23 protein-coding genes and 4 pseudogenes are annotated in these 20,110 nt (G+C 39.3%); 24 read left to right on the forward strand and 3 right to left on the reverse strand.

Annotated elements, in window-relative coordinates; translation table 11 throughout:
- Positions 1-189 precede the first annotated feature (189 nt).
- From udp to STRIC_RS09215, 4 genes and pseudogenes are all read left to right on the forward strand, one after another.
- The gene (udp, locus tag STRIC_RS09200) at positions 190-969 is read left to right on the forward strand and encodes a uridine phosphorylase (protein ID WP_008089745.1); all 780 of its coding nucleotides are present in this window, start codon (positions 190-192) and stop codon (positions 967-969) included.
- A 39-nt stretch (positions 970-1,008) separates the two neighbouring features.
- Positions 1,009-2,102: pseudogene (locus tag STRIC_RS09205) on the forward strand (NupC/NupG family nucleoside CNT transporter); the annotation flags it as partial.
- A 72-nt stretch (positions 2,103-2,174) separates the two neighbouring features.
- A complete protein-coding gene (gene deoC / locus STRIC_RS09210) occupies positions 2,175-2,846 on the forward strand; it encodes a deoxyribose-phosphate aldolase (RefSeq protein ID WP_008089906.1) in 672 nt (223 codons plus the stop codon).
- A gap of 77 nt (positions 2,847-2,923) precedes the next feature.
- Positions 2,924-4,615 carry a phospho-sugar mutase gene (locus STRIC_RS09215; RefSeq protein ID WP_008090123.1) on the forward strand — a complete coding sequence of 564 codons (1,692 nt, stop codon included), beginning with the start codon at positions 2,924-2,926 and terminating at the stop codon, positions 4,613-4,615.
- Between the two features lie 43 nt (positions 4,616-4,658).
- On the opposite strand, the gene STRIC_RS09220 is transcribed toward STRIC_RS09215, so the two are convergent.
- A complete protein-coding gene (locus STRIC_RS09220; protein ID WP_008090028.1) occupies positions 4,659-5,831 on the reverse strand; it encodes a BaiN/RdsA family NAD(P)/FAD-dependent oxidoreductase in 1,173 nt (390 codons plus the stop codon).
- A 174-nt stretch (positions 5,832-6,005) separates the two neighbouring features.
- Here STRIC_RS09220 and STRIC_RS09225 point away from each other — a divergent pair, with 174 nt between their 5' ends.
- From STRIC_RS09225 to STRIC_RS09235, 3 genes are all read left to right on the forward strand, one after another.
- Complete coding sequence (locus tag STRIC_RS09225; RefSeq protein ID WP_008089720.1) at positions 6,006-6,536, forward strand: DUF536 domain-containing protein; 531 nt, start codon at positions 6,006-6,008, stop codon at positions 6,534-6,536.
- A 66-nt stretch (positions 6,537-6,602) separates the two neighbouring features.
- Positions 6,603-7,169, forward strand: a complete 567-nt coding sequence (locus STRIC_RS09230) for a 3'-5' exonuclease (RefSeq protein WP_234944215.1) — start codon at positions 6,603-6,605, stop codon at positions 7,167-7,169.
- A gap of 105 nt (positions 7,170-7,274) precedes the next feature.
- Positions 7,275-7,997 carry a MerR family transcriptional regulator gene (locus tag STRIC_RS09235; RefSeq protein WP_008089626.1) on the forward strand — a complete coding sequence of 241 codons (723 nt, stop codon included), beginning with the start codon at positions 7,275-7,277 and terminating at the stop codon, positions 7,995-7,997.
- A gap of 41 nt (positions 7,998-8,038) precedes the next feature.
- Here STRIC_RS09235 and STRIC_RS09240 read toward each other — a convergent pair whose 3' ends face one another.
- Positions 8,039-8,338 (reverse strand): YbaB/EbfC family nucleoid-associated protein, encoded by a 300-nt coding sequence (locus STRIC_RS09240; RefSeq protein WP_008090180.1) that lies wholly within the window; start codon positions 8,336-8,338, stop codon positions 8,039-8,041.
- A 463-nt stretch (positions 8,339-8,801) separates the two neighbouring features.
- Between STRIC_RS09240 and STRIC_RS09245 the strand changes: the two genes are divergently transcribed.
- From STRIC_RS09245 to STRIC_RS09270, 7 genes and pseudogenes are all read left to right on the forward strand, one after another.
- A complete protein-coding gene (locus tag STRIC_RS09245) occupies positions 8,802-9,068 on the forward strand; it encodes a hypothetical protein (RefSeq protein WP_008089897.1) in 267 nt (88 codons plus the stop codon).
- A gap of 306 nt (positions 9,069-9,374) precedes the next feature.
- Positions 9,375-10,061, forward strand: a pseudogene (locus STRIC_RS09250) (response regulator transcription factor).
- Between the two features lies 1 nt (position 10,062).
- Positions 10,063-11,095: pseudogene (locus tag STRIC_RS09255) on the forward strand (sensor histidine kinase).
- A 149-nt stretch (positions 11,096-11,244) separates the two neighbouring features.
- Positions 11,245-11,931: pseudogene (locus STRIC_RS09260) on the forward strand (response regulator transcription factor).
- Positions 11,928-12,284 (forward strand): hypothetical protein, encoded by a 357-nt coding sequence (locus STRIC_RS12735; RefSeq protein WP_008090054.1) that lies wholly within the window; start codon positions 11,928-11,930, stop codon positions 12,282-12,284. The pseudogene STRIC_RS09260 and the gene STRIC_RS12735 overlap by 4 nt, the downstream one beginning before the upstream one ends.
- On the forward strand, positions 12,251-13,345 hold the full coding sequence (locus tag STRIC_RS09265; RefSeq protein ID WP_008090203.1) for a sensor histidine kinase: 1,095 nt from the start codon (positions 12,251-12,253) through the stop codon (positions 13,343-13,345). Before STRIC_RS12735 ends, STRIC_RS09265 begins: the two co-directional genes overlap by 34 nt.
- Before the next feature lie 262 nt (positions 13,346-13,607).
- Positions 13,608-14,027, forward strand: coding sequence for a hypothetical protein (locus STRIC_RS09270; protein WP_008089815.1), 420 nt, complete (start codon positions 13,608-13,610; stop codon positions 14,025-14,027).
- A 91-nt stretch (positions 14,028-14,118) separates the two neighbouring features.
- On the opposite strand, the gene STRIC_RS09275 is transcribed toward STRIC_RS09270, so the two are convergent.
- A complete protein-coding gene (locus STRIC_RS09275; RefSeq protein WP_008089769.1) occupies positions 14,119-14,478 on the reverse strand; it encodes a helix-turn-helix domain-containing protein in 360 nt (119 codons plus the stop codon).
- 165 nt (positions 14,479-14,643) lie between these two features.
- On the opposite strand from STRIC_RS09275, the gene STRIC_RS09280 reads away from it, so the two are divergent.
- From STRIC_RS09280 to rpsI, 10 genes are all read left to right on the forward strand, one after another.
- Positions 14,644-14,865, forward strand: coding sequence for a helix-turn-helix domain-containing protein (locus STRIC_RS09280; RefSeq protein WP_008089671.1), 222 nt, complete (start codon positions 14,644-14,646; stop codon positions 14,863-14,865).
- A gap of 161 nt (positions 14,866-15,026) precedes the next feature.
- Positions 15,027-15,419, forward strand: a complete 393-nt coding sequence (locus tag STRIC_RS09285; RefSeq protein WP_008090302.1) for a pyridoxamine 5'-phosphate oxidase family protein — start codon at positions 15,027-15,029, stop codon at positions 15,417-15,419.
- Positions 15,420-15,588: 169 nt separating this feature from the next.
- A complete protein-coding gene (locus STRIC_RS09290; protein WP_008090142.1) occupies positions 15,589-15,807 on the forward strand; it encodes a hypothetical protein in 219 nt (72 codons plus the stop codon).
- Between the two features lie 57 nt (positions 15,808-15,864).
- A complete protein-coding gene (locus STRIC_RS09295) occupies positions 15,865-16,353 on the forward strand; it encodes a hypothetical protein (protein ID WP_008090059.1) in 489 nt (162 codons plus the stop codon).
- A gap of 47 nt (positions 16,354-16,400) precedes the next feature.
- Complete coding sequence (rlmB, locus tag STRIC_RS09300) at positions 16,401-17,150, forward strand: 23S rRNA (guanosine(2251)-2'-O)-methyltransferase RlmB (protein WP_008089950.1); 750 nt, start codon at positions 16,401-16,403, stop codon at positions 17,148-17,150.
- 3 nt (positions 17,151-17,153) lie between these two features.
- Positions 17,154-17,666 (forward strand): NYN domain-containing protein, encoded by a 513-nt coding sequence (locus STRIC_RS09305; protein WP_008089838.1) that lies wholly within the window; start codon positions 17,154-17,156, stop codon positions 17,664-17,666.
- Between the two features lie 168 nt (positions 17,667-17,834).
- Positions 17,835-18,509: a hypothetical protein gene (locus STRIC_RS09310; protein ID WP_008089843.1), complete on the forward strand. Its 675-nt coding sequence runs from the start codon at positions 17,835-17,837 to the stop codon at positions 18,507-18,509.
- A gap of 185 nt (positions 18,510-18,694) precedes the next feature.
- Positions 18,695-18,898 carry a helix-turn-helix transcriptional regulator gene (locus STRIC_RS09315; protein ID WP_008089784.1) on the forward strand — a complete coding sequence of 68 codons (204 nt, stop codon included), beginning with the start codon at positions 18,695-18,697 and terminating at the stop codon, positions 18,896-18,898.
- Between the two features lie 213 nt (positions 18,899-19,111).
- Positions 19,112-19,558, forward strand: coding sequence for a 50S ribosomal protein L13 (gene rplM, locus STRIC_RS09320; RefSeq protein ID WP_008089677.1), 447 nt, complete (start codon positions 19,112-19,114; stop codon positions 19,556-19,558).
- A gap of 20 nt (positions 19,559-19,578) precedes the next feature.
- The gene (gene rpsI, locus STRIC_RS09325) at positions 19,579-19,971 is read left to right on the forward strand and encodes a 30S ribosomal protein S9 (protein ID WP_008090296.1); all 393 of its coding nucleotides are present in this window, start codon (positions 19,579-19,581) and stop codon (positions 19,969-19,971) included.
- Positions 19,972-20,110 lie beyond the last annotated feature (139 nt).

Raw genomic sequence — 20,110 nt, forward strand, 5'->3', positions numbered from 1 at the left:
ATTCTTTTAAAAAAGGTCTCATTTCTTAGAAATGCTAATAATTATAGTGTTAGTATCTCACAGGTAGGAGCCATTTGTCAAAAAAATTTGCCAAAAAAAGATCAGAAAAAAGCGTTTACAAAACAATTGGTGTATGATAATATACAAGTGTGTTAAAAATTAGACAAGTAAAATACAGGAGGTTTTAACATGCAAAATTATTCAGGTGAAGTTGGACTACAATACCATTTACAAATTCGTCCCGGTGATGTAGGACGTTATGTGATTGTGCCAGGTGACCCAAAACGTTGTCATAAAATTGCACAGCATTTTGATAATCCTGTTTTAGTTGCAGATAGCCGTGAGTATATTACCTATACAGGCACTTTGAACGGGGAAAAAGTCAGTGTCACCTCAACCGGGATTGGTGGTCCATCAGCCTCTATCGCTTTGGAAGAACTGGTTCTTTGTGGTGCAGACACCTTCATTCGTGTAGGTACTTGTGGTGGTATTGATTTGGATGTTAAAGGTGGCGACATTGTGGTTGCAACAGGAGCTATCCGTATGGAAGGTACTAGTAAAGAGTACGCTCCCATTGAGTTTCCAGCGGTTGCCGACTTAGAGGTGACAAATGCACTTGTCAATGCTGCTAAAAAACTTGGCTACACCCACCATGCTGGTGTGGTACAATGTAAAGATGCTTTTTATGGTCAGCATGAGCCAGAGCGTATGCCAGTAAGCTATGAATTGCTTAACAAATGGGAAGCGTGGAAACGTCTTGGGACGAAAGCTTCTGAAATGGAATCAGCAGCTATGTTTGTAGCCGCAAGTCATTTAGGGGTTCGCTGTGGTTCAGACTTCTTGGTTGTTGGTAACCAAGAACGAAATGCCGCTGGTTTAGATAACCCAATATCACATGATACGGAATCAGCTATCAAAGTTGCTATCGAAGCGATTAAGACATTGATTGAAGAAGATAAACGCAAGTAATCAAAGTTACAGGAGTTTATCATGTCATTTATTTATAACATCATCGGAATCATTCTGGCTCTTCTCTTAGTGCGTTTCCCGCTTGGACAAAAAGTGGTTAGCATTGTGTCTGATGCTGTCACTAAAGTGATCAACTGTGGACAAGCTGGTCTTAATTTTGTCTTTGGCTCTTTAGCTGACAATACAGCGGCAACAGGCTTTATCTTTGCCATTCAAACCTTAGGGAATATTATCTTCTTGTCCGCCTTAGTGAGTTTACTTTATTATGCTGGCATTTTGGGCTTTGTGATTAAGTGGATTGGTAAAGGCGTTGGAAAACTCATGCACACTTCAGAAGTTGAGAGTTTTGTCGCAGTTGCTAATATGTTTTAGGGCAAACAGATAGCCCCATCTTGGTCAGCAAATACCTCAAACAGATGACAGATAGTGAAATCATGGTTGTCTTGGTTTCTGGTATGGGGAGCATGTCGGTGTCGATTTTAGGAGGCTATATTGCCTTAGGCATTCCAATGGAATACCTCTTGATTGCTTCGACCATGGTACCGATCGGAAGTATCCTTGTGGCCAAGACCCTTTACCCACAAGTGGAACCCATTCAAGAAATTGAAACGGTTAAAATGGATAATAAAGGGCAACATTCAAACATTATTGATGCCATTGCTGATGGAGCTAGCACAGGTGCCCAAATGGCCTTCTCTATTGGAGCTAGTTTGGTGGCCTTTGTTGGACTCGTTGCTTTGATTAACATGATCCTAAGTGTCTTTGGTATTCGCTTAGAACAAATCTTCTCTTATGTGTTTGCGCCATTTGGATTCTTAATGGGATTTGACGGTAAAAACATTTTAATGGAAGGAAACCTTCTAGGTAGCAAGCTTGTGCTTAACGAATTTGTGGCTTTCCAAGAATTAGGTCAGCACATTAAATCGCTTGACTATCGTACAGCCTTATTGGCAACTATCTCACTTTGTGGGTTTGCCAACCTTTCTAGCCTTGGTATCTGTATTTCAGGTATTGCGGTCCTTTGTCCTGAAAAACGTGGCACTTTGGCAAGATTAGTTTTTAGATCTATGCTTGGTGGCATTGCCGTTAGTTTATTGAGTGCCCTTCTTGTGGGACTCGTTACCCTTATTTAATGTTATAATAATAGCAAAGCCTTGAGTTCTTTGAGCTTGAGGGTTTGCTTGCTATCAGAAAGAGAGAAAAACATGCAACTTGATCACATTTTAAAAACAGTAGACCATACCTTATTAACAACAACAGCTACTTGGGAAGAGATTAAGGTCATCTTAGACGATGCTATGGCTTACCATACAGCTTCTGCTTGTATTCCTGCTTCATACGTTAAAGAAGCAGCCACTTATGTGGAGGGTAAATTGCCAATCTGTACAGTTATTGGTTTCCCAAATGGTTACAGCACAACAGCTAGCAAAGTTATTGAAACCAAAGATGCCATTGAAAATGGGGCTGCTGAAATCGACATGGTTATTAACCTAACGGATGTGAAGAATGGTCATTTTGATAAGATTGAAGACGAAATTCGTCACATCAAAGCGGCTTGTCAAGACCACATTTTGAAAGTTATTGTGGAAACATGCCTATTGACAGAAGAGGAATTAATCACACTTTGTGGCGTCGTGACACGTGCAGGTGCTGACTTTATCAAAACATCAACTGGTTTTTCAACAGCTGGAGCAACATTCAAAGATGTTGAAATCATGGCAGCTAACATTGGTGAAGATGTTCAAATCAAAGCAGCTGGAGGCATTTCATCGTTAGAAGATGCTGAAAAATTCATTGAGCTTGGCGCATCACGTCTGGGCACAAGCCGTATTATTAAATTGGTCAAAAACGAAGCTACAGAAGCAGGTAGCTACTAAGATTACGTCAAAAGATACTATTTGACAGCGTAGTAAAGGAAAATAGGTTGAAGCTGTCTTAGAAACAGGTAATTCATATGCATTATGAAGAGCATTACAAGGAATGGCTAGCAAATCCTTTTATTGATGAGGCTAGCAAAGCAGAGTTATTGGCCATTAAAGATGACCAAGAAGAGATTAAGGACCGCTTTTATAGCAGTTTGGCTTTTGGAACAGCTGGCCTTCGAGGTAAGCTGGGAGCTGGAACCAATCGCATGAACGTTTACATGGTGAGTAAGGCCGCTCAGGCTTTGGCTAATACCATTAGTGAGCATGGACAAGAGGCTAAGGATCGAGGGATCGCTGTCGCCTATGATGTGCGCTACCAGTCGCAAGCTTTTGCGGAGTTGACGTGTGCTATCATGGCAGCTAATGGGATCAAATCCTATCTTTTTAAAGGGATTCGACCAACGCCAATGTGTTCTTATGCCATTCGACAACTCCAATGCATCTCTGGTGTTATGGTGACAGCTAGTCATAACCCACAAGCTTACAATGGCTATAAGGTTTATTGGCAAGAAGGCTCGCAAATCCTTGATGATATTGCTGATCAAATTGCAGGCCATATGACTAAGATTGAAGCCTTTGAAGAGGTTAAAGTCATGCCTTTTGAGGAGGCTCTAGCTTCTGGAATGGCCTCTTATATCAACGAGGCGCTAGAAGAGGCCTACCAACAAGAGGTGCTGGCTTTGGCTATTCACGATCAAGCAGTGGATAAAGCGATTAAGGTGGTTTATTCTCCTCTAAATGGGGTGGGAAATCTGCCGATCCGCCAAGTACTGAAAAGACGTGGTTTCACTAATGTCTCTGTTGTTCCTGAGCAAGAATTACCTGATCCAGACTTCACCACAGTGGGTTATCCTAACCCAGAAGTTCCAAAAACTTTTGCCTATGCTGAAAGATTAGGTCAACAGTTAGATGCGGATATTTTAATCGCAACAGATCCCGATTGTGACCGAGTGGCCTTAGAAGTCAAAGGCCCAGACGGTGGCTATGTCTTTATCAACGGCAATAAAATGGGTGCCTTGTTAGCTTACTACATTTTTTCTCAACGAAAAGAAATGAAGACAATGCCAGAAAATCCTGTCCTTGTCAAATCTATTGTGACCAGTGACTTTGCCAAAACCATTGCGACCGCTTTTGGTGTGGAGACCGTTGAAACTTTGACCGGCTTCAAAAATATCTGTGGCAAAGCTGATGAGTATGAGCTAACCAAGAGCCATAACTATCTCTTTGGTTTTGAAGAAAGCATCGGTTTTTGCTATGGCACATTTGTCAGAGATAAGGATGCCGTGAGTGCCTCTATGATGGTGGTTGAGATGGCAGCCTACTATAAAGCAAAAGGGCAGAGCTTACTAGATGTTTTAGAAGAAATGTATGAACGATTTGGTTATTATAACGAAAGACCAATAACCTTAGAGTTAGAAGGACTTGAAGGTCAAGAAAAGATAGCTGCCATTATGGAAGCTTTCCGAAAAGAACCAATCAGTCAGATTGGACAAATGACACTAGCCAAGACCATTGATTTTAAGTTGGGCTATGAGGATTTGCCAAAACAAAACTGTTTGAAGTTCTACTTTGATGATGGCTCTTGGTATGCCTTGCGGCCATCAGGAACAGAGTCAAAACTAAAAATCTATAGTTATAGTATTGGGGAAAATGTGGCAGACAGTCTTTCTAAATTGGACGCCATAGAAGCAGCTTGTCAGGCTAAAATAGCCAAGTTATAAAGCATAAAGAAAAACTGTCATCTTCTGATGGCAGTTTTCATCATTAATAATGCATGCTTCCGGCAACCCAGCCAGAGCAAAGAGCAGAGGTGATATTGAAACCACCAGTATGGGCATTGATATCAAGTACCTCTCCTGCAAAGTGCAGGCCAGGAACTTTCTTGCTTTCTAAGGTTTTGGGGTTAATTTCTTTCAAATCTACCCCACCCTTGGTGACAAAGGATTTGGCTAGAGACATTTTGCCAGTAATGGCAATAGGAAATGCTTTAAGCTTTTGAAGTAATTCTTGTTCTTGTGTAGGGGATAAGTGTTTTACTTTTTCTGGAAAATCACTAGCCAAAAAGTCAGCTAGACGCTCTGGGAGAAGCCCCTTCAGAGTATTTTTGATGGTTTTGTCACGGTTTTCACTCAAATAAGTTAGAATGACTTGAGGTGACTTTTGGGGTAAGAAGTCAAGATGAGCTATTTCCCCACCTTTGACAAATGATGACAGACGAAGCGCTGCAGGACCAGACAAGCCAAAATGAGTAAAGAGCAAATCGTGCGTAATGACATGTTTGCCATAAGAGAGGGTGACGTCATCAAGCGAAATCCCTTGTAAGGCTTTATGAGGGAAATCTGTTAACAGAGGACTCTCTGCGGCTTCTAAATCTGTGACTTGAAGTTTAAAATGCCTTGCGATCTCATGGCCAAAGCCGGTCGACCCCGTTGAGGGATAGGACTTACCGCCAGTCGTGACAATTAGCTTAGGGCAAGTAAACTGCTGATCGGCAGATTTGACCACAAAAAGGTCATCCATTTTTTTAACTGAAACTACCTCAGTATTGGTTAGCACTTGTCCACCCAAGGATTTGATTTTTTGCTCCAGAGCATCAATAATGGTTTTTGATTTGTCAGTGGTTGGGAACATGCGCCCGTGGTCTTCTTCTTTTAGAGCGACGCCATTTTCCTTGAAAAATTGGATGATGTCATGGTTATCAAACTGTGAAAAAACGCTATAAAGAAAGCGCCCATTTCCCGGGATTCCTGCTAGAAGGTCATCAAGTGTGCCATTATTGGTCACGTTACAGCGTCCGCCACCAGTTCCGGCCAGCTTTTTACCTAAGCGCTTGTTTTTTTCGATGAGCAGTGTTTTGTAGCCATAATAGCTACTAGCAATGGCTGCCATCATGCCAGCAGGACCACCACCAATAATAATCGTATCGTATTGTGTCATAACCCTATTTTAGCACATTGTACAATGCTTGAATAGAAAAGTGGTTACTTGGCAAAAAAAGAGGCTTCAACTCCTAGATTTCAAGGGCTTATCAACTAGGCTAAATTGACAGAAATCTAGTATTGTGTTACTATTTTTAATAAGAATATTCAGTATAATGATAAAGAGGAAATTATGGCAATTGAAAAGACAGTTAGTGAACTAGCTGACATTTTGGGGGTAAGCCGTCAGGCTGTCAATAATCGCGTCAAATCTTTACCTGAAGAGGATCTTGACAAAAATGATAAGGGAGTCACTGTGGTTAAGCGTAGTGGCCTTATTAAGTTGGAAGAAATTTACAAAAAGACCATTTTTGACGATGAGCCAATTAGCGAAGAAACCAAACAGCGCGAACTCTTAGAAATCCTTGTGGATGAAAAAAATACTGAAATCACTCGTTTATATGAGCAATTAAAAGCTAAAGATCAGCAGTTGGCTTCAAAAGATGAGCAAATGCGTGTCAAAGATGTGCAAATTGCTGAAAAAGATAAGCAACTAGACCAACAGCAGCAGTTAACAGCTAAAGCTATGGCAGATAAAGAAACCCTTAAGTTGGAGTTAGAAGAAGCCAAGGCAGAAGCTGATCAAGCAAGGTTACAAGTGGAAGAAGTCCAAGCAGAAGTGAGTCCTAAAAAAGGCTTCTTTGGCCGACTTTTAAGAAAATAAATCAATGAAGCAAGACCCCATTAGGGTCTTTTTTCGAGGAGAAAGATGAAATGATTAGAGACATACATTGCCTTTGACCTAGAATTTAACACAGTGAAAGAGGTAAGCCATATTATTCAATTATCTGCCGTCAAAGTGGTTAATCACCAAGAAGTTGACAGCTTTGACAGCTATGTTTACACTGATGTGCCCCTACAGAGTTTTATTAATGGTCTGACAGGAATTACGGCTGACAAGATCAGCAAGGCGCCAAAGTTAGCAGAAGTCCTTGAAGTCTTTAAAACCTTTGTGGGAGAGACTGCCTTAGTAGGCTACAATGCTCAGAAATCAGATCTTCCTTTGTTGGCAGAGCAAGGTTTGGACTTAAGTGGTCAATACGAAGTTGACCTTTTTGACGAGGCCTATGACAGACGCAGCACGGACTTAAATGGCATTGCTAACCTTCGTTTACAGACAGTTGCAGAGACGTTGGGCATTAAGGGCAAGGGACATGATAGCTTAGAAGATGCGCGAATGACAGCTCTTGTCTACGAGAAATTTTTGGAGTTTGATGACAATAAATCATATTTGAACCAGCAAGAAGAGGTGCAAACAGACAATCCCTTTGCGGCTTTGGGAGGCTTATTTGATTAGTCACGCTAGCTATCTTTTTAAAAAAAAGAAAAATTACCTAAGGTCAGGGCTTGCTTGTGACCCTGGGTAATGTTCTATCATTAGGACAGAAAGGAGGTGAAAGACATGTCTCAAACCTATTCCACTGGAGATTTGGCCAATCTTGCCAAAGTATCTGTGAGAACGGCTCAATATTATGATAAAAGAGGGATTTTAGTACCTTCTCAGCTTACTGAGGGAGGACGCAGAATCTACACTGAGTCAGATTTGGAACGGTTGAAACTTATTTGCTTCTTACGGGAATTGGATTTTTCCATCGAGCAGATAAAGCGCGTGCTAGCAGAAGATAATGCCATGGCAGTGTTAGAGCTTGTGTTGGTAGATCATATCCAACAGTTAGAAGAAGACTTAAGGACTAAAAAGCACCAACTTGACACGGCTGTCAATCTCTTGTCAGGTATTCGTCAATCATCTAGTCACTCTTTGGAAAACCTATCAGACATGTCGCTTACCATGAAAAATCAAAAAGCTTGGCGTCGTTTGCAGTTGAAAATGTTTAGCGGTATTATGCTAGCAATAGTGGTCCATCTTATGTCAGTGTTACTCACTAGCTATTTTAACTTATCTTGGTTGATATGGATAGAGGCTCCACTATGGATAATCTTTTTTACGTTATTGATCATTTATTTTCGGAAGCAATTTGAATACCTATGTCCAAATTGTCATTCTATTTTTGAACCAAGTTTTAAAGAGTTTGCTTGGGCAGGCCATACCCCAAGAACTCGCAAACTGACTTGCCTCCACTGTCATCAAAAATCCTATTGTTTAGAATTGGCTAAAGAAAAATAAGCAAAATCTCCACTGGATTGTCCAGCGGAGATTTCTTACTATTAAAATGGTAATTTGCCAGCAAAAGCGCCCATTGTTTTTTTAGTGGCATCATCGACTTGTTTAAGGGCATCATTGATGGCTTGAGTGGTCATGTCAGATAGGGTTTCCATATCTTCAGGATCAACAACAGCTTCTTTGAAATCAATAGCAACCAATTTCTTGTCGCCAGTAAAAGTAGCTGTCACCAAATCCTGAGCAGACTTGCCCACAAACTCCATAGCTGCCAAATCAGCTTGCTTTTGTTCCATTTGTTTTTGAAGCTTTTGTACTTGCTTCATCATGTTTTGCATATTCATCATGAGATTTTCTAGATTCCTTTCGTATCAAGGGGTTAGCCCTTGTTGATGATTTCTGGATGCCTTATGTTATGGTCAAATAAGGCATCAATTTTTGTTATTTAATAAGTATATCATAGAAAAAATGATTATCATAATAGCTTTATAAATTGTATTCATATTTCTTGTTAATAATAGGAAAACAGGCTTCTATATTAAAATTAAACGAATCTTTTGTAGATAGCATTATCTCCTAGCTACGGTTCTAAACTAAGGAATCACTATTTTTAAAGTAGAAACAATTAATAGATAAGGATTTTTCTTCTAAGAATAGGGATTTTTCCACTTTTTTTGAAAAAAGAAAGCGATTTTATGGTTTCCTAAGAATGACCTAAGAATTATTTTATATTTAGCTTAAACTTACTTTATGTCTGGTTGTTATACTTAGTTCATAAAATAAATAACAAAAAAGAAAGAGGTAATCGCCATGAAAAAAACGACTACAGAAAAACAATCCCTAACAACTAAATTTGTGAAACTTGGATTGGTTTCAGCAATGTTTACAGGAGGTGCTCTTCTTGCTCTGCTAGCTTCAGCTTCAACTTATACTGACTACGATTATGATGCAGCTTACCGCAATGCTCAAACAGCTGAACTACCAGAATACATTACAGGTTCAATCTACGGTATTCTTAACCAAAACTCAAGTGTGACCTATCCAAAAGATATTGATGGTGCTCAGCCAGTAGCTTAAAAAGCGCAAGAAACCCTAACCTTAACAGATGATGAAATCTTAGAACGTGTTCAAAAGCTTGAATTGCCAGAATACATCACTGGTGGTTCCGTAAATAGCATCATCAACCAAAATTTAAGCCAAACTTGCCGTTAAGGACTGCTACACATTATAGGATTGAGACAATCAGCTTGTGATGAGATAGGAACTGTTCAAGTGCCAGGAATATGCTTTAGCAGAGATAATCTCATCGGATGTTTGGCTCAAACAGGAGTTAGTGTTATACTTGAAAAAGTATAGCACTAATTTTTTTATCAAGGAGAAAACATGACTTACAAGATATTATTAGTGGATGATGAGCTTGAAATCACAGACATTAATCAACGTTACTTGCAACAGGCTGGTCATCATGTGACAGTAGCAAGTGATGGTGCGCAGGCTCTAGAGATTTTTCACAAGGATCAGTATGATTTGATTATCAGTGATATCATGATGCCTAAGATGGATGGTTATGATTTTATTTGAGAAGTGTTGCTGGAAAAACCTAAACAGCCTTTCCTCTTTATTACGGCAAAAATTTCTGAGCCAGATAAAATCTATTCCTTAAGCTTGGGAGCAGATGATTTTATTTCTAAGCCTTTTAGTCCACGAGAATTAGTCTTGCGTGTCAAAAACATTCTCAATCGGATTTACGGTAAAAGCAGTCAAAGTGACCAATTGGTCATTGGGGATTTAACCATGGATCACAGTACCCGTGTGGTGACTGTGGCTAATCAGGACCTCAATCTCACCAATAAAGCTTTTGATCTGTTGTGGATTTTAGCCAATCACTTGAACCATGTTTTTTCAAAAACAGAACTTTATGAGCGCGTGTGGGAGGAAGAGTATTTGGATGATACCAATACGCTCAACGTTCATATCCATTCCCTGCGCAATGACTTAGCAAAATATAGCACAGACAAGACGCCTAAGATAAAGACGGTCTGGGGTTTGGGCTACAAATTAGAGGGGTAAGATGCGACTAAGAACCTATATTGTTATCGGCTATTTAGTGTCCATGCTCATTACCATAGCAGGCCTAATTGTCGGTTTAAATCAAATGCTCATTACAACTAAAGACATTTCTTATATTTTAATCATTGCACTGATTGCCTCATTAGCAGGAGGAATTGTGAATATGATTCTTTTGACCAATGTCTTTTCATCGCTTAAGAAATTAAAGGAGAAGATGCAGGCTATTTCCCCCAAAAAACTTTGACCGTGACAGACTGATCAAGTCACCTTTAGAGTTTAGGGATTTGGAAGGTAGTTTTAACCAAATGTCCTTAGAGTTAGAAGCTAGTTTTGAATCACTCAATGAGAGCGAGCGTGAAAAATCTATGATGATTGCACAGCTGTCTCATGATATCAAAACACCACTAACCTCTATTCAGGCTACTGTGGAAGGTATTTTAGATGGTGTCATTCCAAAAGAAGAAGAACGCCATTATTTGAATACCATTTCAAGGCAGACCAACCGATTAAATCAACTAGTTGAAGAATTACATCTGGTTAGTTTGAATGACCAAAGGCAGCTTGATAAGCAAGCGGGTCAACTCATCTATCTCGAAAAGTTGTTAATTGATATCTTGTCAGAATTTCAGTTAACTTTTGAACGTGAAAATCGCTCGGTTCATATTGATATGTCAAAAGAGGTGGTTAAAATCAAAAGCCAATACGATGCTCTTTCTCGCATCATTTTGAATTTGGTCAGCAATGCCATCAAGTATTCAGAGGCCAATACGGCTTTGACCATTAAAGCCTATCGTCAAGGCGATTCTGTCCGAATTGATGTCATTGATCAAGGTCAAGGTATCAAAGCAGAAGATTTGGATAGGATTTTCAAGCGCTTGTATCGTGTGGAATCATCACGTAATATGAAGACAGGCGGTCATGGCTTAGGGCTTTATATCGCAAGGCAATTGGCTCATCAGCTAGAAGGTGACATTAGGGTTGACAGTCAATTTGGAAAAGGCAGTTGCTTCTCATTGATTCTAAAAGATTATTAGATACTGCCTAGCCTAGTTTACTCTATCAGTTATAGTCCTCTCTATTTTAGAGAGGCTTTTTGGTGTGTGCAGTTGGGGTTTGACTTCTGATTTTCACTGGTCTATTATGAAGATAAGATTTTTCAAGTAGCATGAAAGAGGAGGAAGAAATGTCTCAACGTATTTATTTAGCAGATGATGAAAAAAATATCCGAGAATTACTGGTTCCATTTTTAAAACGGGACGGTTTTGAGGTGGAAGCTTTTGAGACAGGGGATGCTCTTTTAGCAGCTTACGCTAAAACTAAGCCAGACTTGGTGATTTTAGATGTGATGATGCCAGGAACAGATGGTCTAACTGTTTTAAGTCGGATTAGACAAGAAGATGAGCAATTGCCTATTGTCTTATTAACTGCTAGGGATTCAGATGCTGACTTTATCACAGCTTTCATACTAGGGATAGACGACTATTTCACCAAGCCTTTTTCTCCCATTAAACTAAGCCTGCACGTCAAGGCTCTTCTTAAGCGTCGTCAAAAAGACCTTGGATTAAGTCAAGAAAAAACCTATTTAGACCTCACTTTAGACACTACAAGCCGCCGAGATCATTTGGCTGGAAAAGAGTTACCTCTAACGAAAACAGAGTTTGATTTGTTAGATATCTTACTTGAAAATCCGGGGACAGCCTATTCGCGTGAAGACTTATTAGATCGCATTTGGGGCTAGGGTGATATTGAAAGTCGTGCGGTAGACGATACCGTCAAACGCTTACGCCGGAAATTACAGGATTACCCAAGTCAGCTTCGCATTCAAACCGTTTGGGGATTTGGCTTTAGGTTAGGACAAGATGACGCATGACAAAAAGACGTTTAACCCACGACCTGATTTCAATTTCAGGACTGACCCTTTGCTTGGGTTTTATTTTAATCTATTTTTCCTTTCATTATGTTATTCGCGATTATGTTAATCAAATGACCAGAGAAGCTATGCAGACGCATTTTTTGGTATTAGATAGCATCAATCAAAAAAAGGACATCCCAGATATTGTGTCCGAAAATAATGTGTTTGTCTGGTCTCAATATGCTATTGTTGATCAGGAAAAGCAGTCTCTTTTTACCAGTGATGCTAAGCAAAAAAAGAAGGACAAGCTATCTACGATTATTTACTGGAACACCGCTTGCAAGAAACCGCCAAAGCTAACTCGGGCTTAATTGTGACAGCACCTTCTAAAAAAACCTACCTTGTTCGAACTAAGCAATATAAAGGTCAACTAGAAGATGGTTTGATTGTCAGAGAAGGACCAAAAAGTGATGAAAAAACCTACCTTGCCTTGGTCTTTACGGATGTGACAACTATCCAAAAGGTGGTTGACCGGGTTAATCTTGTCTTATTGATTATTCTCTTTTTGACCTTGTTGCCCTTGCTGTTAATTATGCGAAAAACCATTTCTGGTATTGGAGAATCCATTGAAGCGGTACGCCAGTATATTGCGCGTTTATGGCGAAATCAAGACCAGCCTAAAGCAGAAGCACAGCGGGTTATCTTTTCAGAATTTGATGGTTTGTTACAAGAAAGTCACGACATGGCTAATCGCATTAAAGAAGCTGAGGAGACTCAGTGCCAATTTTTCCAAAACGCCTCCCGTGAATTACGAACTCCTCTCATGTCCATTCAAGGTTATACCGAGGGACTGAAAGAAGGGGTAATCCCTCAGGAGCAAGCTTTGCCAGTGATTCTTAGTGAAAGCTATAAAATGAAGCAATTAGTGGATGATATGATATTCTTGTCACGTTTAGATAGTCGTGAAAAACTGTCTCAAGAGAAGCTTTCCTTGTCTCATTTAGTTCAGGATTTTTGTGAATATTTTACTCCGATTGCAAATCAAGAGGGATTAAGCTTGATTTGTAGTGGGCTGGATGATGGCCTTCAAATTATCGGTAATCAGGAACTGTTACAAAGAGCTTTCTCAAATATCATGACCAATGCCCTGCGCTATGCTAGAAAGTCAATTAAGATTTCTCAGAGTGAGGGACAGCTCAGTATTTCAAATGATGGCCCTGAAATTTCAGCTGCTGAACTGCCTCATATTTTTGAACGTTTTTACAAGGGAGCAGGAGGACAAACAGGTATTGGACTAGCTATGACCAAAGAAATTTTGGAGCAACATGGAGCGACTATCAGAGCTGAAAGCAAGCCTCATCAAACCACTTTTATTATTGATTTTACTTGCCACAAAATTGCCACAACTTCACCTCAAACTTTCGGAGAATAAGTTGGAAAAAAAGCCTATACTATAATCAAGATAAGAAAAGCTTATCTAAAAAAAAGAAAAGGCAGGTATCACTAATGAACTATTCTAAAACACTAAAACACTAAAACACCTTTCTATTGCAAGTCTTCTTACCTTTGGAACAGTAACGTGTCTGCAGGCTAGCCCTATTGTTTCAGCTGAGCAAGCGGTTAAAGAACCTGCATCCAGTATCAAAGTCAAATTAGAAGCTGCAGATAAGGAAGCAGAACCAATTTATCAAAAAATGGATAGCATCAACCAAGAGATTATGGCGCTAAAAGAAGCGACAATAGGTCATCACGAAAAAGAACTCACTCAGCAGCTTGATCACTTATATGATCAACACCAGGCCCTTTTGGAAAAATTCTATGACGCCATTTGTGACGCTTATTGGTCAACAAGTGACGAAGCTAAGGCCCTAGTGGCAGAAACTAACTTGTCTGAAGAAGACAAACAAAGTTTAGTATCATACTTTGATCAAACAGATAAGATTGAAAAAGAGCTTGATAAGCAGTATGAAGCCTTCGACAAAGAAGTGACTGAGCAAAATGCTCAACTTGAAGCCCTCACCAAAGAAGCAGATGCTATTTACCAAAAACATGGTATTTCAAAAGATGCTCTAGAAGTATTTTACATGGGTCAAGACCAGCTTCCAGCAGACTAATTTCTTAGCGACTCCTTTTTAAGACATCATAAAAAAGCTAGCAACCCTTAAAGGTCTTGCTAGCTTTTTTGATTGATTTGCTTTTTCTTGACTAGTCCTCTTTGGACTGATGGGATAAGAGGTCTTGTCCAAAATCTAACCACTTATTATAGTTGTTTTCAGAAAGGCGCTCCGAAATCATCATTAAGTCTTTTTGGGGCAGATGATAATCAACTCCCTTTGACTCAGAGGCTCTTAAATCTTCTTCCATTAGTGCGGTTAGACTGACGTTAAAAATAGCAGCAATATCACTTAAAAGTCCTGATTTTGGAGTGTATTTTCCTTTTTCCCATTCACTGATTGAGGAAGAGCTTTTGCGTCCCAAGAGCTTCGCAAGTTCTAATTGTTCCATATTCTTTTGTAATCTAAGATATTTTAAATTAGTTGCAAAAAAGGTTTTCTTTGCGGACATAGCGGTCTCCTTTAGTTATATATAAGCTATCATACCATAAATCAAATTAAATCAAAAGATTTAGAAAAAAGGTAAAAAGACAAAAAACTTGACTTCATAAAAACCGAAGTTTATAATATGATTAACATGTGGAACTAATATGGGATAAGTATAGGGGAGAAGAAAGTGACCAAGTCAACCTTAAGAGAGATCAGAATTGCCCAAAAGATAACGCAACATCAACTATCAGAAATGACGGGTATTTCTGTACGCACCATTGCCCGTTATGAAAAAGACATTCAGACTTTTCGGCGAGCCAAATATGAAACCTTAAGAGGAATTGCCCAAGCATTGACGGTATCAGTCGATGATATTTTTTTAGATGATGGATCGGATTTTATGAAATAGAAAATGCAGCAGTTGTGAAAAGCTGCATCTTTTTGGATTTTTAATATACTTAAGTATGATTTACTTTAAAATTAATAATAGTTATTTTTGACTGACTTTTTTCTAGGAAGGTTATATAATGTCGCTAGGGTCATTTGACTAAATGAAGAAAAGGAGTTCATATGTTAACAGAAGAAATGAAAGAGCTTATCGCTAATCAATTAGCCATTGTGGCAACAGTCGATGAGCATGGCAATCCTAATATTGGTCCTAAACGATCTATGAGATTATTAGATGATAAGACCCTTATTTTTAATGAAAATACAGGTGGTCAGACCCAAGCCAATATTGACGCTAATGGTAAAATTGAGGTTGCTTATATTGACAGAGAGAAATTAAGAGGCTACCGTTTCAGAGGTCGTGCGGAAATCATTCATGATGGACCTGTTTATGAAGAAGCCAAAGCTTGGGCAGAAGGTAAAATGGGAGTTCCCAAAGCGGCAGGTCTGATTCATATTGAGGACATTTACAGTTTGCACTCTGGTGCTGAAGCTGGTAAGAAAGTTACTCTATAAGATAAAAAAGAGTTTTAGTGTGTGCTAGAGCTCTTTTTGAATTATTTTTGACATAAATGACATCATAAATAAATATTTGTAACAAAAATGAAATAAAAGTATTGCTTTTTTTCTCGAATGAATTATAATGAAAGAGTAAAAATAAAAAATCATTTAGGAGAATGACATCATGAAGACTCTCAAAAGCACAGGTTTATTAGTAACGCTTTCCCTTTTAGTTGGGACAACTTATCCTATTCAAAGCGTTTTAGCTGAAGATATGGCTCCTACAACAAGCCTTCAGGAGAAAAGCCAAGGGAGTGTGACTGTGGATGCTCAGCTTAGACCTAATAAACCCATCATTGATACCAAAATTAGAACTAGTCAGCCTTTAAAAAAAGCAAATTAAGCAACTGTATTACTTCTGGATGCCAATGGTAATACCATAAATCAGTACGAATACGGTATGCAGGCAGGTCAATCACAATTTTCAGTCTGGTTTGAGTTAAACTACCAACAAGTTGGTGATTATAGTATCGCCGTGACCGTAAAAGATGAGACGACGACTTTCTCTGGAGGTTCAGAAGCAGTGCATTTTGATGGTAAAGTGCAAAAACAAACAAATTCAGAAAATAAAGAAAGCACAAATCAAACTGAAAACAAGAGCCAATCTTCTCTGACGCCAGAAAATAAAGTATCTCCTTCTACAAATACTACAAATCAAACAGTTAACAGTGGCAGCAATCAAAATAGAGTTAAGGCCTCTGCCCCATCTCAACAAAAGGTTAGTCAAGCAAAAACAAAGGCAAAGCCAAAAGATGAGCAAATGCTGTCTGATCGTGATGAAACACAAGTAGAGACGAAAAAATCATTTCCTTGGGGAGTGGTAGGATTACTAGCAGTAGCAGGTCTAGCCTTGTTAGCCTTACTTGCCAAAGTTTTTCTTCGAAAATAAAAGAATTAGAAAGGTTTATTTGATGGCTTTCATGCTATAATGAAACTATGAAAGATAATCAATTAATAGAAGAAAACAATGATATGGTGTACGGTGTCCATGCCGTCACGGAGAGTTTACTGGCAAATACAGGTAATAAACTCTACATTCAAGATGATTTGCGTGGCAAAAATGTTGATAAGATAAAGGCTTTGGCGACTGAGAAGAAGGTGTCCATCTCTTGGATGCCAAAGAAATCTTTAACCGAGATGACAGAAGGTGCTGTGCATCAAGGTTTTGTCTTACGTGTCTCAGCCTTTGCCTATACCGAATTAGACAATCTCTTAGCCAAAGCTGATGAAGAATCAAACCCTCTGATTTTAATTTTAGACGGCTTAACAGATCCCCATAATTTTGGTTCTATTTTGAGAACGGCAGACGCTACCAAAGTTTGTGGGGTGATTATCCCTAAACATCGTGCCGTTGGGGTGACCCCTGTGGTGTCTAAAACATCTACCGGCGCTGTTGAGCATGTGCCAATTGTCCGTGTGACCAACCTCAGTCAAACCTTAGATAAACTGAAAGAAAAAGGATTTTGGACCTTTGGAACCGATATGAACGGAACGCCTTCTCACAAGTGGAATACCTCAGGGAAGTTAGCCCTTATTATTGGAAACGAAGGAAAAGGCATCTCAGCTAATATCAAAAAACAGGTTGATGAAATGATTACTATCCCAATGGATGGACATGTGCAAAGTTTGAATGCATCAGTGGCTGCTGCTGTCTTGATGTATGAAGTTTTTCGACATAAACTATAACAGATGAAAAAAAGACTCTTATTGGTTGATGGCTACAATATGATTGCTTTTTGGCAAGAAACCCGTCAATTATTTAAAACCAATCGTCTAGATGACGCTAGAGAAGTATTGTTGCGTAAACTTAATAATTACGCGCACTTTGAGAATATTGAGATTACCTGTGTCTTTGATGCCCAGTATGTTCCTGGATTGCGTCAGCGCTATGATCACTATAAGATTTCAGTCATTTTCACTGAAGAAGAAGAGACGGCAGATGCCTATATCGAACGAAGCGCAGCAGAGCTCAACACAGCTCTTCAAATGGTAGAAGTAGCGACCAGTGACCTCAATGAGCAGTGGACCATTTTCTCACAAGGAGCCTTAAGGGTCTCAGCGCGCGAACTAGAGCAGCGAGTCAATACCGTCAAATCTGATTTAGATAAAATGTCTAAACAGATTGATTTGACCAAGCCCAAACTCAGACCTTGGGATGAAGGACAGTTATCTCAATTACAAGAACTTTTAGATGAATTATAGAAGGAACTCCAAGTGAGTTTCTTTTTTTGTCATAAATACAAAACAAAATGTAAAATATAATTGACAAAATGACAACTGAGTTGTAAACTAAAGCTATCGAAACGATTAGTGCATTTTGGATAAGGTTAGCATAAGCTGGCGCAAGCCAAGTCATAAGGAGGGCTTAAGATGAAGAAGCAAAATATCGTTAAAAATCAATGGATTGCTATTGGGATCACAGGTCCTATGGCTCTTGTTAGTCTCATTGCGGCCGGTACAGCTCAAAATCCCTTTCAACAGAAGATTTGTGGTATAGCTAGTCTTCTATTAGTGATCATTTTGATCTTATTACTTTGGGGACTTAAGTCGGCTAAAAAAATGCAAGACAAATTAGAGGCTGGATGCACTGAGGATAAGGATGTGCAAAAGCTGTTAAAAACACCTGTCTATGATGAACGTCAGAAACTTCTAGTCTCAAAAAGCTATCAGTATGGCTTTTGGACTATACTTTTCTTACTTTGGGTTCAGAGTGTATTGGGTCGTTTTTGGTCAGAAACCGTTTCTGCTGAGTTCATGGCTCTCTTAACTATGTATACAGGGAGCACTGTATCAGCTAATCTTAATGGAGCGTCACCGTTTGTTGATCAACGTTTTGGCCATATTGGAAAGATCATAACCCTTCCTACCATCCTATTGGGCCTACTTTCTAGTCTAGGCGCGATTTGGGCAATGACAAAAGCTTCTGGATTAGCTCAAGTCTTTGGACATAGCGGCGCAGCCAGCATGTTTTGTTTGGGAGTTTCTTTGATAGCTATGGGAGTATCGATTGTCATCGGTCGTCGCCGGTTTAATGAGGAGGAGTAATAGGAAGTAGAAAGCCGTTTTGGTTCCTCATCTTCAAGCACATATTAGGTCCTTTTGTTCTATTTAGGATACACAACATCCTCACAGATACTTATGTTTATCAATGATTTGCAAAAGATGACGAGAAATCTTTGAATAACAAAGATTCTCTTCTTTAAAAAATAAGACTAGAAAGAGGGGACACCGTGAAAAATTTGAAATTAAAGGCTGCGCGTGCAGGAAAAGATTTATCCCAGCAAGCCTTAGCTGATTTGGTTGGAGTCTCCAGACAGACCATTGCAGCAGTGGAAAAAGGCGATTATAACCCGACTATTAACTTATGTATTGCTATCTGTAAAGTGTTAGATAAAACCTTAGACGATTTGTTTTGGCAAGCAGAAGAAGACTAAGAACATGTCAGCTAAAAGAGCCTTATAAAAATGCTAAAAAATAAGAAAAAGAGTGTAAAATAACTTGACTTGAACACTCTTTCTTTGGTATGATAGTAGACGGTATTGTTTACCCCATTTGAAAGGCCCCGGAACCTTCCAAATACCTTTGCGTGGGACGGAACACCCACCAACAACTGTAAACAAATATTACGAATTCGTATAGGAGAAATCATGAACAAAACAACTTTTATGGCTAAAACTGGCCAAGTTGAACGCAAATGGTACGTTGTTGACGCAACAGATGTACCTCTTGGACGTCTTTCTGCAGTAGTTGCTAGCGTACTTCGCGGAAAAAACAAACCAACATTCACACCACATACTGATACAGGTGACTTTGTGATCGTTATCAATGCTGAAAAAGTTAAATTAACTGGTAAAAAAGCAACTGATAAAGTTTACTACACTCACTCAATGTACCCAGGTGGTTTGAAATCAATCACAGCTGGTGAACTTCGTTCTAAAAATGCTGTTCGTTTGATTGAAAAATCAGTTAAAGGCATGCTTCCACATAACACTCTTGGACGTGCACAAGGTATGAAATTGAAAGTCTTCGTTGGCGCTGAGCATACACATGCAGCACAACAACCAGAAGTACTTGACATCTCAGGACTTATCTAAGAGGAAAGGAGCATTATATAATGGCACAAGCACAATATGCAGGTACTGGCCGTCGTAAAAACGCTGTTGCACGCGTTCGTTTGGTTCCAGGTACTGGTAAAATCACTATCAACAAAAAAGATGTTGAAGAATACATCCCACACGCAGACTTACGTCTTGTTATCAACCAACCATTTGCAGTAACATCAACTGAAGGTTCATACGATGTTTTTGTTAACGTTGTTGGTGGTGGATACGGTGGACAATCTGGTGCGATCCGTCACGGTATCGCGCGTGCATTGTTACAAGTAGACCCAGACTTCCGCGATTCATTGAAACGCGCTGGACTTCTTACACGTGACGCACGTATGGTTGAACGTAAAAAACCAGGTCTTAAAAAAGCTCGTAAAGCTAGCCAGTTCTCTAAACGTTAAGAACAGCTACATTACAGCATTTACAGCACTTCATGGTTCACACCATGGGGTGTTTTTTTGTATAAAATTGTGTCACTCCACCGACCTAATAAATTTTCATATTAATGAAAAAGTGTTTATTGATACCTTAATATGTTAT

This window comes from Streptococcus ictaluri 707-05 (assembly GCF_000188015.2).
Taxonomy (GTDB): domain Bacteria; phylum Bacillota; class Bacilli; order Lactobacillales; family Streptococcaceae; genus Streptococcus; species Streptococcus ictaluri.

What these genes read in the sequence shown, in the direction of transcription:
- udp (WP_008089745.1), top strand. Translation starts at nt 190, where the DNA reads ATGCAAAATTATTCAGGTGAAGTTGGACTACAATACCATTTACAAATT.
- deoC (WP_008089906.1), top strand. Translation starts at nt 2,175, where the DNA reads ATGCAACTTGATCACATTTTAAAAACAGTAGACCATACCTTATTAACA.
- STRIC_RS09215 (WP_008090123.1), top strand. Translation starts at nt 2,924, where the DNA reads ATGCATTATGAAGAGCATTACAAGGAATGGCTAGCAAATCCTTTTATT.
- STRIC_RS09220 (WP_008090028.1), bottom strand. Translation starts at nt 5,831, where the DNA reads ATGACACAATACGATACGATTATTATTGGTGGTGGTCCTGCTGGCATG.
- STRIC_RS09225 (WP_008089720.1), top strand. Translation starts at nt 6,006, where the DNA reads ATGGCAATTGAAAAGACAGTTAGTGAACTAGCTGACATTTTGGGGGTA.
- STRIC_RS09235 (WP_008089626.1), top strand. Translation starts at nt 7,275, where the DNA reads ATGTCTCAAACCTATTCCACTGGAGATTTGGCCAATCTTGCCAAAGTA.
- STRIC_RS09240 (WP_008090180.1), bottom strand. Translation starts at nt 8,338, where the DNA reads ATGATGAATATGCAAAACATGATGAAGCAAGTACAAAAGCTTCAAAAA.
- STRIC_RS09245 (WP_008089897.1), top strand. Translation starts at nt 8,802, where the DNA reads ATGAAAAAAACGACTACAGAAAAACAATCCCTAACAACTAAATTTGTG.
- STRIC_RS12735 (WP_008090054.1), top strand. Translation starts at nt 11,928, where the DNA reads ATGACAAAAAGACGTTTAACCCACGACCTGATTTCAATTTCAGGACTG.
- STRIC_RS09270 (WP_008089815.1), top strand. Translation starts at nt 13,608, where the DNA reads ATGGATAGCATCAACCAAGAGATTATGGCGCTAAAAGAAGCGACAATA.
- STRIC_RS09275 (WP_008089769.1), bottom strand. Translation starts at nt 14,478, where the DNA reads ATGTCCGCAAAGAAAACCTTTTTTGCAACTAATTTAAAATATCTTAGA.
- STRIC_RS09285 (WP_008090302.1), top strand. Translation starts at nt 15,027, where the DNA reads ATGTTAACAGAAGAAATGAAAGAGCTTATCGCTAATCAATTAGCCATT.
- STRIC_RS09290 (WP_008090142.1), top strand. Translation starts at nt 15,589, where the DNA reads ATGAAGACTCTCAAAAGCACAGGTTTATTAGTAACGCTTTCCCTTTTA.
- STRIC_RS09295 (WP_008090059.1), top strand. Translation starts at nt 15,865, where the DNA reads ATGCAGGCAGGTCAATCACAATTTTCAGTCTGGTTTGAGTTAAACTAC.
- rlmB (WP_008089950.1), top strand. Translation starts at nt 16,401, where the DNA reads ATGAAAGATAATCAATTAATAGAAGAAAACAATGATATGGTGTACGGT.
- STRIC_RS09305 (WP_008089838.1), top strand. Translation starts at nt 17,154, where the DNA reads ATGAAAAAAAGACTCTTATTGGTTGATGGCTACAATATGATTGCTTTT.
- STRIC_RS09310 (WP_008089843.1), top strand. Translation starts at nt 17,835, where the DNA reads ATGAAGAAGCAAAATATCGTTAAAAATCAATGGATTGCTATTGGGATC.
- rplM (WP_008089677.1), top strand. Translation starts at nt 19,112, where the DNA reads ATGAACAAAACAACTTTTATGGCTAAAACTGGCCAAGTTGAACGCAAA.
- rpsI (WP_008090296.1), top strand. Translation starts at nt 19,579, where the DNA reads ATGGCACAAGCACAATATGCAGGTACTGGCCGTCGTAAAAACGCTGTT.